We start from the raw sequence: 7,674 nt of genomic DNA, 5'->3' as shown, positions 1-7,674 counted from the left end.
CGCGACGCCTCCGCCGCCGACATCGCGGCCGCCATCGGCCCGCGCACCGCCGGCGTGCTGTGGGTGGCGCAGCCCTGGTCCGAGCCGCCGCTGCCAGATCTGGCGCGCGTCGCGCAGGCAGCAGGCGTGCCCGTGCTGGTGGACGCCGCGGCGCAGCTGCCGCCCGCCGCCAACCTCCGCCGCTTCATCGCGGAGGGCGCCGACCTCGTCTGCTTCTCCGGCGGCAAGGCCATCGGCGGGCCGCAGGCCAGCGGCATCCTCGCCGGCCGCCGCGACCTCGTCGCCTCCGCACTGATGCAGATGCTCGACCTCGACCTGCCGGAGGCGCAGTTCCGCCTGCCGCCGGAATTCGCCGGCAATGCCGGGCCGGACCGTCTGCCGCAGCACGGCATCGGCCGCTCCTGCAAGGCGGGCAAGGAGCAGATCGTCGGCCTGCTGGTCGCGCTGCGCCGCTTCGCGGCCGAGGGCGATGCGCCCCGCACCGCCCGGCTGCGTGCCAGGCTGGAAGCGGTCTGCGCCGCGATGGGCGACCCGCCTGGCATCGTGCCGGAGATCACCGACGCGGCGGTGCCGCTGCTGCTGCTGCACCTGCCAGACGCTGCCGCGGCGCGCGCCGCCGACGCGCAACTCCGCGCGCGCCGGATCCATGTGAACCAGGGCCGCCTGCGCGAGGGCGTGCTGGTGGTGAACCCGCTCGCCCTCGCCGACCGCGACCTAGCCATGCTGGGTCGCGCGCTGCGCGAGGTGCTTGCCTAGCCTCCCGCCACGCCCTGCGTGTTCACGTACAGCGCATAGAGCGAATGGCTCGCCGGCATGAACAGCCGGTTGCGGTGCCGCCCGCCGAAGCAGAGGTTCGCGCAGCGCTCCGGCAGGTCGATGAAGCCGATCGGCGCGCCCGCGGCGTTGAACACCTTCACGCCATCCAGCCCCGGCCCGCCCATGCCCCAGCCGCACCAGAGGTTGCCCTCCACATCCACGCGGAAGCCGTCCGGCGTCTCGCCGGGGTCGCAGCCGATGAAGACGCGACGGTTCCGCAGCGTCGCGCCGTCCACGTCATGGGCGAGGATATTCCGCGGCTCGCTGCGGCTCTCGACGATGTAGAGGACCTTCTCGTCCGGGCTGAAGGCGAGCCCGTTCGGGTGGTTGATGTCGTCCGCCACCAGGCTGATCGCGCCGGTCTGGCCGTCCACGCGATACACGTTGGTGTGCGGGTGCTGCGGCGGGTGCTTCTCGCCCTCGTAGAAGCCACCGATGCCGAAGGGCGGGTCGGTGAACCAGATGCTGCCGTCCGACTTCACCACCACGTCGTTCGGACTGTTCAGCGGCTTGCCCTGGTAGCTGTCGGCGATGACGGTCAGGCTGCCGTCATATTCGGTGCGCACCACGCGCCGGCCGCGATGCTCGCAGGTGACGAGCCGGCCCTGGCGGTCGCGGGTGTTGCCGTTGGCGTTGTTCGACGACTTGCGGAAGACGGAGACGGCGCCCGTCTCCTCCTCCCATCGCAGGATGCGGTCGTTCGGGATGTCGGACCACAGCAGGCAGCGCCAGTCGCCCATCCAGACCGGCCCCTCGCCCCAGCGCGACCCGGTCCACAGCCGCTCCACCGAGGCCAGCGGCAGGCGCAGCCGGTTGAAGGCCGGGTCCAGCACGCGCACCGAAGGGTCGGGATAGCGCAGGCTTTCGGTCCACTGCATCGGTCGTTCACTCCCTTGTCCTGGCACCTGTCTTGGCGAGGCGGCATCCGCGGCGCCATGCTGCCGCAGGGCGACGGGGAGGGGAACCATGCCAGGCGCGACCGCGCGCAAGACCGCGACGCCGGAATCCGCCGCGGCACCCGCGGCGATGCGCCCTGCCGCGCCCCTCTCCGCGCGCGCCGCAGCGACCCGCCAGCGCATCCTGGACGCCGCGCTCGCCGAATTCGCCGAGAAGGGCCTGGCCGGCAGCCGCGTGGACGAAATCGCCGCGCGCGCCGGCGCCAACAAGCGGATGCTCTACGCCCATTTCGGCTCCAAGGAGGAGCTGTGGCTGACCGTGCTGGAGCGGGCCTACGCCGCCAAGCGCGCCGAGGAGCGCGCGGTGGAGGTGGAGCACCTGCCGCCCGACCAGGCGATGGCGCGCCTCGTCGCCTTCAACCTGCGCTACACCGCCCGCCACCCGGAATTCGTGGCACTCCTGAACCAGGAGAACCTGCACCGCGCCGCCTATCTCCGGCGGTCGGAGGACGTGCCCGCCCTCTACTCCCCGCTGCTGGAGGCGCTGCGCGGCGTGCTGGCGCGCGGCGCCGCTTCGGGCGCGTTCCGCGCCGGGGTGGATGCGATGCAGCTCTACATCTCCATCCTCGCGCTCGGCCATTTCTACGTCGCCAACCGGCACACGCTGTCCACGATCTTCGGCACGCCGCTGGATACCGAAGCCGCCATCGCCGCGCGGGAGGCGCACATCACGGAGGTGGTGCTGGGCTACCTGCGCCCGTGAACCCGTGACTTGACCGTCGGCCCCTCCCCAGGTAACTGCCCGGTTACCTGAACGAGGGACATGTCCATGGCGGAACGCCGCATCGGCCTCATCATGAACGGCGTCACCGGCCGGATGGGGATGAACCAGCACCTGATCCGTTCCATCGCGGCCATCCGGAAGGATGGCGGCGTGATGCTGGCGAATGGCGACCGCGTGATGCCCGACCCCATCCTGGTCGGCCGCAACCGCGAGAAGCTGGAGGCGCTGGCCAGGGCGCACGGCATCGCCCGCGTCAGCACCGACCTCGATGCCTGCCTGGCCGACCCGAAGGACGAGGTGTTCTTCGACGCCGCCACCACCCAGATGCGCGCCGGCCTGCTGCGGAAGGCGATCGCGGCCGGCAAGCACATCTACTGCGAGAAGCCGACCGCGGATTCGCTGGAAGACGCGATGGACGTTGCGCGGCTGGCCAAGCGCGCCGGCATCAAGGCCGGCGTGGTGCAGGACAAGCTGTTCCTGCCCGGCCTGCGCAAGCTGAAGATGGTGATCGACAGCGGCTTCCTCGGCCGCATCTGCAGCGTGAAGGGCGAGTTTGGCTACTGGGTGTTCGAGGGCGACCTGCAGCCGACGCAGCGGCCTTCGTGGAACTACAAGAAGGCCGAGGGCGGCGGCATCATCCTCGATATGCTCTGCCACTGGCGCTACGTGCTGGACAACCTGTTCGGCAATGTCGAGAGCGTCTCCTGCCTCGGCGCCACGCACATCCCGACGCGCTACGACGAGGCCGGCAAGCCCTACCAGGCCGACACGGACGACGCGGCCTATGCCACTTTCCAGCTGGCGGGCGGCGTGATCGCGCACATCAACTCCTCCTGGGTCACGCGCGTGCGCCGCGACGACCTGGTGACCTTCCAGGTTGACGGCACGCATGGCTCGGCCGTCGCCGGCCTGCAGAAGTGCTGGACGCAGAGCCGCGTGAACACGCCGAAGCCGGTCTGGAACCCCGACATCCCGCAACCGATCGATTTCTACGCGGGCTGGCAGGAAGTGCCGGACACCCAGCCCTACCCGAACGGCTTCCGCGTGCAGTGGGAGATGTTCTTCAGGTATCTCGTCGGCGAGACGAAGGCCTATCCGTGGGACCTGCTGGCCGGCGCCAAGGGCGTGCAGCTGGCGGAGGCCGGGCTGCAATCCTGGGCCGAGCGCCGCTGGATCGACCTGCCGAAGCTGGAGGTGTGAGGCGATGGCGACGATCACCCTGCCCGACGCCGAGGGCTGCCTGACGCCCTATACGCTCGGGCCCCCGCGCGACTTCCCGAAGGCGACGCCGCCCTTTCCGCGCGTCGCGCTCGCCGCGGCGCATGTCGTCGCGGACCCGCTGGCCGAGCAGGACCCCTGGCTCGACGCCAAGGTGGACTGGGACCGCACCATCGCCTTCCGCAAGTATCTCTGGTCGCTCGGCCTCGGCGTGGCAGAGGCGATGGACACGGCGCAGCGGGGCATGGGCCTCGACTGGACCGCGGCGCAGGAGCTGATCCGCCGCAGCCTCGACGCGATGAAGGACGTGCCCGGCGCGGTGATGGCCAGCGGCGCCGGCACCGACCACCTCGCCCCCGGCCCCGACGTGACGGTGGACGACGTGATCCGCGCCTATGAGGAGCAGTGCGAGGCCGTGGAGCGGATGGGCGGCCGCATCATCCTGATGGCCAGCCGCGCCCTGGCCAAGGCCGCGAAGTCGCCGGCCGACTACGAGCGCGTCTACAACCGCATCCTCGGCCAGGTCGCGCAGCCCGTGATCATCCACTGGCTCGGCGAGATGTTCGACCCCGCGCTGGAAGGCTACTGGGGCAACCACGACCACATGGCGGCGATGGAGACGGCGCTCGCCGTCATCCACGCCAATGCCGCCAAGGTGGACGGCGTGAAGATCTCGCTGCTGGACGACAAGAAGGAGATCGTCATGCGCCGCCGCCTGCCGAAAGGCGTGCGGATGTACACCGGCGACGACTTCAACTACGCGGAGCTGATCGCCGGCGACGAGCAGGGCTATTCCGACGCGCTGCTCGGCATCTTCGACCCGATCGCGCCGGCGGTGGGCGGGGCACTGGCGTCGCTGCAGCGCAACGACCTGACGACCTTCCACGACATCCTGGCACCGACCGTCCCGCTGAGCCGCCACATCTTCAAGGCGCCGACGCGCTTCTACAAGACGGGCGTGGTCTTCATGGCCTGGCTGAACGGGCATCAGGATCACTTCGTGATGGTGGGCGGCCAGCAGAGCACGCGCAGCATCCGTCACTTCGCCGAGCTGTTCCGCCTGGCCGACAGGGCCGGCCTGCTGCGCGACCCGGACATGGCGGTGTCGCGCATGCGCAGCCTGCTGGCCGTGCACGGCGTGGCGTAGGAGCGGGCTTGCTCTCCCCGCACGCTGGAAGCCCTCTCCCCCTCCGGGGGGGTTCGACGCCGAAAGCGTCGGACGGTGGGTGAAGGGGGAGCCACAGGCGCGAGACGCCCGAGCACGGTTCTGACGGCCCCACCCACACCCCATCCCTCCCCCGCCTTGCGGGGGATGGAGCCACACACCGGCGGGCAACAACGCATGCACCTCTCCCTCAACACCGTCACCGTCAAGGAACGCTGGGGCCTCGCGGAGTGCATCGAGGGCTGCGCGCGCCACGGCATCCCCGGCATCTCGCCCTGGCGCGACGTGCTGCAGGCCATGGGCGTGGAGAAAGCGGCGAAGCACATCCGCGACGCCGGACTCGTCGTCACCGGGCTCTGCCGCGGCGGCATGTTCCCGGCCGCCGACGCGGCCGGCCGCGCCGCCGCCCTCGAGGACAACCGCCGCGCCATCGCCGAGGCGCACGCCATCGGCGCGCGCTGCCTCGTCATGGTCTGCGGCGGCCTGCCGCCCGGCAGCAAGGACCTTCCCGCCGCGCGCGAGCAGGTGCGCGAGGGCCTGCACGCCATCATGCCCGATGCCCGCGCCGCCGGCGTGACCATCGCGCTGGAGCCGCTGCACCCCATGACCTGCGCCGACCGCTCCGTGCTGTCCACCCTCGGCCAGGCGCTCGACCTCTGCGACGAGCTGGGCGCGGGATCCGGCGTCGCGCTGGATGTCTATCACGTCTGGTGGGACCCCGATCTCGCGCGTCAGGTCGCGCGCGCGGGGTCGCGCATCGCCGCCTTCCATGTCTGCGACTGGAAGGTGCCGACCACCGACACCGTCTTCGACCGCGGCCTGCCGGGCGAAGGCGTCATCGACATCCCCGCCATCCGCCGCATGGTCGTGCAGGCCGGCTATGCCGGCGACTTCGCCGAGGTCGAGATCCTGTCGAAGCGCTGGTGGGCGCACGACCCCGACGAGGTGCTGGCCGAGATCAAGGCCCGGCACCGCACCGTCGTCTGACCAACCAACCAAGCAACCAACCACCGGGAGGAAACCAACGATGAACCGCATCACCCGCCGCAGCGTCCTCGCCGCGGCCCTCGCCACGCCGCTGCTGCCCGCCGTCGCCCGCGCGCAGGGCTGGTCGCCCACGCGCCCGCTGCGCTTCGTCGTCCCCTTCCCGCCCGGCGGCGCCACCGACGTGGTCGCGCGCGTGCTGGCGGAACGCATGCAGGAGAAGCTCGGCCAGCCCGTCACGGTGGAAAACCGCACCGGCGCGGGCGGCAATGTCGGCGTGGAGAACGTGGTCCGCAGCGCGCCGGACGGCCATTCCATCCTGATGGGCACCACCGGCACGCTGACCATCAACCCGCATCTCTACGCCAACATGGGCTTCAACCCCGCGACCGACCTGGCCGGCATCTCCATGGCCTTCGCCACCGACCACGTCGTGATCGTGAACCCCTCGGTTCCCGCGCAGACCATGGCGGAGTTCGTCGCGCTGCTGCGCGCGCAGCCCGGCCGGCTTTCGTACGGCTCCGGCGGCAACGGCAGCTCCACCCACCTGGTGCCCGAGCTGTTCAAGCTCGTCGCGCGGGTGGACATGCAGCACGTGCCCTACCGCGGCAGCGCGCCGGCGCTGAACGACACGGTCGCCGGCAACGTGCAGGTCATGCTGGACCAGCTCCCCTCCGCGCTGCCGATGATCCAGGCGGGCCGCGTGCGCGCGCTGGCGGTGACGGGTCCCCGCCGGTCCCGCCTGCTGCCGGACCTGCCGACTATGGCGGAGGCCGGCTTCCCCGACGCGCAGGCCACGTCCTGGGGCGCCGTCATGGCCCCCGCCGGCACCCCCGCTCCCGTGATCGAGCGCCTGAACGCCGTGATCCGGGAAGCCCTGGCCGAGTCCGCCACGCAGCAGCGCCTGGCCGCGGCGGGCGCCGATGCGGTCTCCTCGACGCCGGCCGAACTTGCCGCCACCATGCGCGACGAGACGGCGAAGTGGGGCCGCGTCGTCCGCGAGGCCCGCGTCACCGTGAACTAGGAAAGGAACGCCGATGCGCCGCCGGACGCTGTTAGCCGCCACGCTGCTGGTCCCGTTCGGCGCGCAGGCGCAATCCTGGGCGCCGACGCGCCCTGTCCGCCTCGTCGTCCCCTTCGCGGCCGGTGGCAGCACGGATGTCGCGGCGCGCATCCTGGCGGAAGGGATGGGCCAGGCGCTGGGCCAGCCGGTGGTGGTGGAGAACCGCACCGGCTCGGCCGGCTTCATCGGCGCGGAGAACGTGGCGCGCAGCGCGCCCGACGGCCATTCCCTGCTGATGGGCGCGACCGGCCTGCTGGCCATCGCGCCGCATCTCTACGCCACCATGCCCTTCGACCCGCAGCGCGACCTGGCGCCGGTCTCCATGGCCTTCGCCTCGGACCTGGTGATCAGCGTCGCCAATGCCGTCCCGGCGCGCACCCTGCCGGAACTCGTCGCGCTGGCGAAGGCGCGGCCTGGCGCGCTGAACTTCGCCACCTCCGGCGCCGGCACCACCACTCATGCCGCGACGGAGCTGTTCCGGCTCGCCGCCGGGATCGACATCACCCATGTGCCCTATCGCGGCTCCGGCCAGGCGATGAACGACCTGGTCGCGGGCAACGTGCAGATCATGGTGGACCAGATCGCCGGCTCCATCGGCCAGATCCGCGACGGCCGCATCCGCGCGCTGGCGGTCACCGGCAGCGCGCGCCACGCGCTGCTGCCGGACGTGCCGACGGTGGCGGAGGCCGGGCTGCCCGGCGCCGGTGCCACATCCTGGGGCGCGGTGCTGGCGCCCGCCGGCACGCCC

The 7,674-nt window shown here is 71.7% G+C and carries 7 protein-coding genes and 1 pseudogene; 7 read left to right on the top strand and 1 reads right to left on the bottom strand.

Features of this window, described 5'->3' with window-relative positions; all coding sequences use genetic code 11:
• Nucleotides 1-756 (top strand): annotated as a pseudogene (locus OZN99_RS20670) (hypothetical protein); the annotation flags it as partial.
• Here OZN99_RS20670 and OZN99_RS20665 read toward each other — a convergent pair.
• Nucleotides 753-1,694 (bottom strand): SMP-30/gluconolactonase/LRE family protein, encoded by a 942-nt coding sequence (locus tag OZN99_RS20665; RefSeq protein ID WP_270937146.1) that lies wholly within the window; start codon nt 1,692-1,694, stop codon nt 753-755. The pseudogene OZN99_RS20670 and the gene OZN99_RS20665 sit on opposite strands and share 4 nt — an antisense overlap.
• A gap of 88 nt (nt 1,695-1,782) precedes the next feature.
• Here OZN99_RS20665 and OZN99_RS20660 point away from each other — a divergent pair, with 88 nt between their 5' ends.
• From OZN99_RS20660 to OZN99_RS20635, 6 genes are all read left to right on the top strand, one after another.
• A complete protein-coding gene (locus tag OZN99_RS20660; RefSeq protein ID WP_270937145.1) occupies nt 1,783-2,475 on the top strand; it encodes a TetR/AcrR family transcriptional regulator in 693 nt (230 codons plus the stop codon).
• A 66-nt stretch (nt 2,476-2,541) separates the two neighbouring features.
• Complete coding sequence (locus tag OZN99_RS20655) at nt 2,542-3,696, top strand: Gfo/Idh/MocA family protein (RefSeq protein WP_270937144.1); 1,155 nt, start codon at nt 2,542-2,544, stop codon at nt 3,694-3,696.
• Between the two features lie 4 nt (nt 3,697-3,700).
• Entirely contained in the window at nt 3,701-4,861 is a 1,161-nt protein-coding gene (locus OZN99_RS20650) for a dihydrodipicolinate synthase family protein (RefSeq protein ID WP_270937143.1), read from the top strand.
• A gap of 195 nt (nt 4,862-5,056) precedes the next feature.
• Nucleotides 5,057-5,866, top strand: coding sequence for a sugar phosphate isomerase/epimerase family protein (locus OZN99_RS20645; protein WP_270937142.1), 810 nt, complete (start codon nt 5,057-5,059; stop codon nt 5,864-5,866).
• A gap of 40 nt (nt 5,867-5,906) precedes the next feature.
• On the top strand, nt 5,907-6,887 hold the full coding sequence (locus OZN99_RS20640) for a Bug family tripartite tricarboxylate transporter substrate binding protein (RefSeq protein ID WP_270937141.1): 981 nt from the start codon (nt 5,907-5,909) through the stop codon (nt 6,885-6,887).
• Nucleotides 6,888-6,900: 13 nt separating this feature from the next.
• Nucleotides 6,901-7,674 (top strand): Bug family tripartite tricarboxylate transporter substrate binding protein (locus OZN99_RS20635; protein WP_270937140.1); only part of this gene is annotated, 774 nt, incomplete at its 3' end.

The sequence above is a fragment of the Falsiroseomonas oryzae genome (assembly GCF_027856955.1).
GTDB lineage: Bacteria > Pseudomonadota > Alphaproteobacteria > Acetobacterales > Acetobacteraceae > Falsiroseomonas > Falsiroseomonas oryzae.
The sequence above is the reverse complement of the archived record's forward strand: the minus strand, read 5'-3'. Positions and strand labels throughout refer to the sequence as shown.

Excerpts from the sequence above, each read along its gene's own strand:
- OZN99_RS20660 (WP_270937145.1), top strand. The coding sequence starts at position 1,783 with ATGCCAGGCGCGACCGCGCGCAAGACCGCGACGCCGGAATCCGCCGCG.
- OZN99_RS20640 (WP_270937141.1), top strand. The coding sequence starts at position 5,907 with ATGAACCGCATCACCCGCCGCAGCGTCCTCGCCGCGGCCCTCGCCACG.
- OZN99_RS20645 (WP_270937142.1), top strand. The coding sequence starts at position 5,057 with ATGCACCTCTCCCTCAACACCGTCACCGTCAAGGAACGCTGGGGCCTC.
- OZN99_RS20650 (WP_270937143.1), top strand. The coding sequence starts at position 3,701 with ATGGCGACGATCACCCTGCCCGACGCCGAGGGCTGCCTGACGCCCTAT.
- OZN99_RS20665 (WP_270937146.1), bottom strand. The coding sequence starts at position 1,694 with ATGCAGTGGACCGAAAGCCTGCGCTATCCCGACCCTTCGGTGCGCGTG.
- OZN99_RS20655 (WP_270937144.1), top strand. The coding sequence starts at position 2,542 with ATGGCGGAACGCCGCATCGGCCTCATCATGAACGGCGTCACCGGCCGG.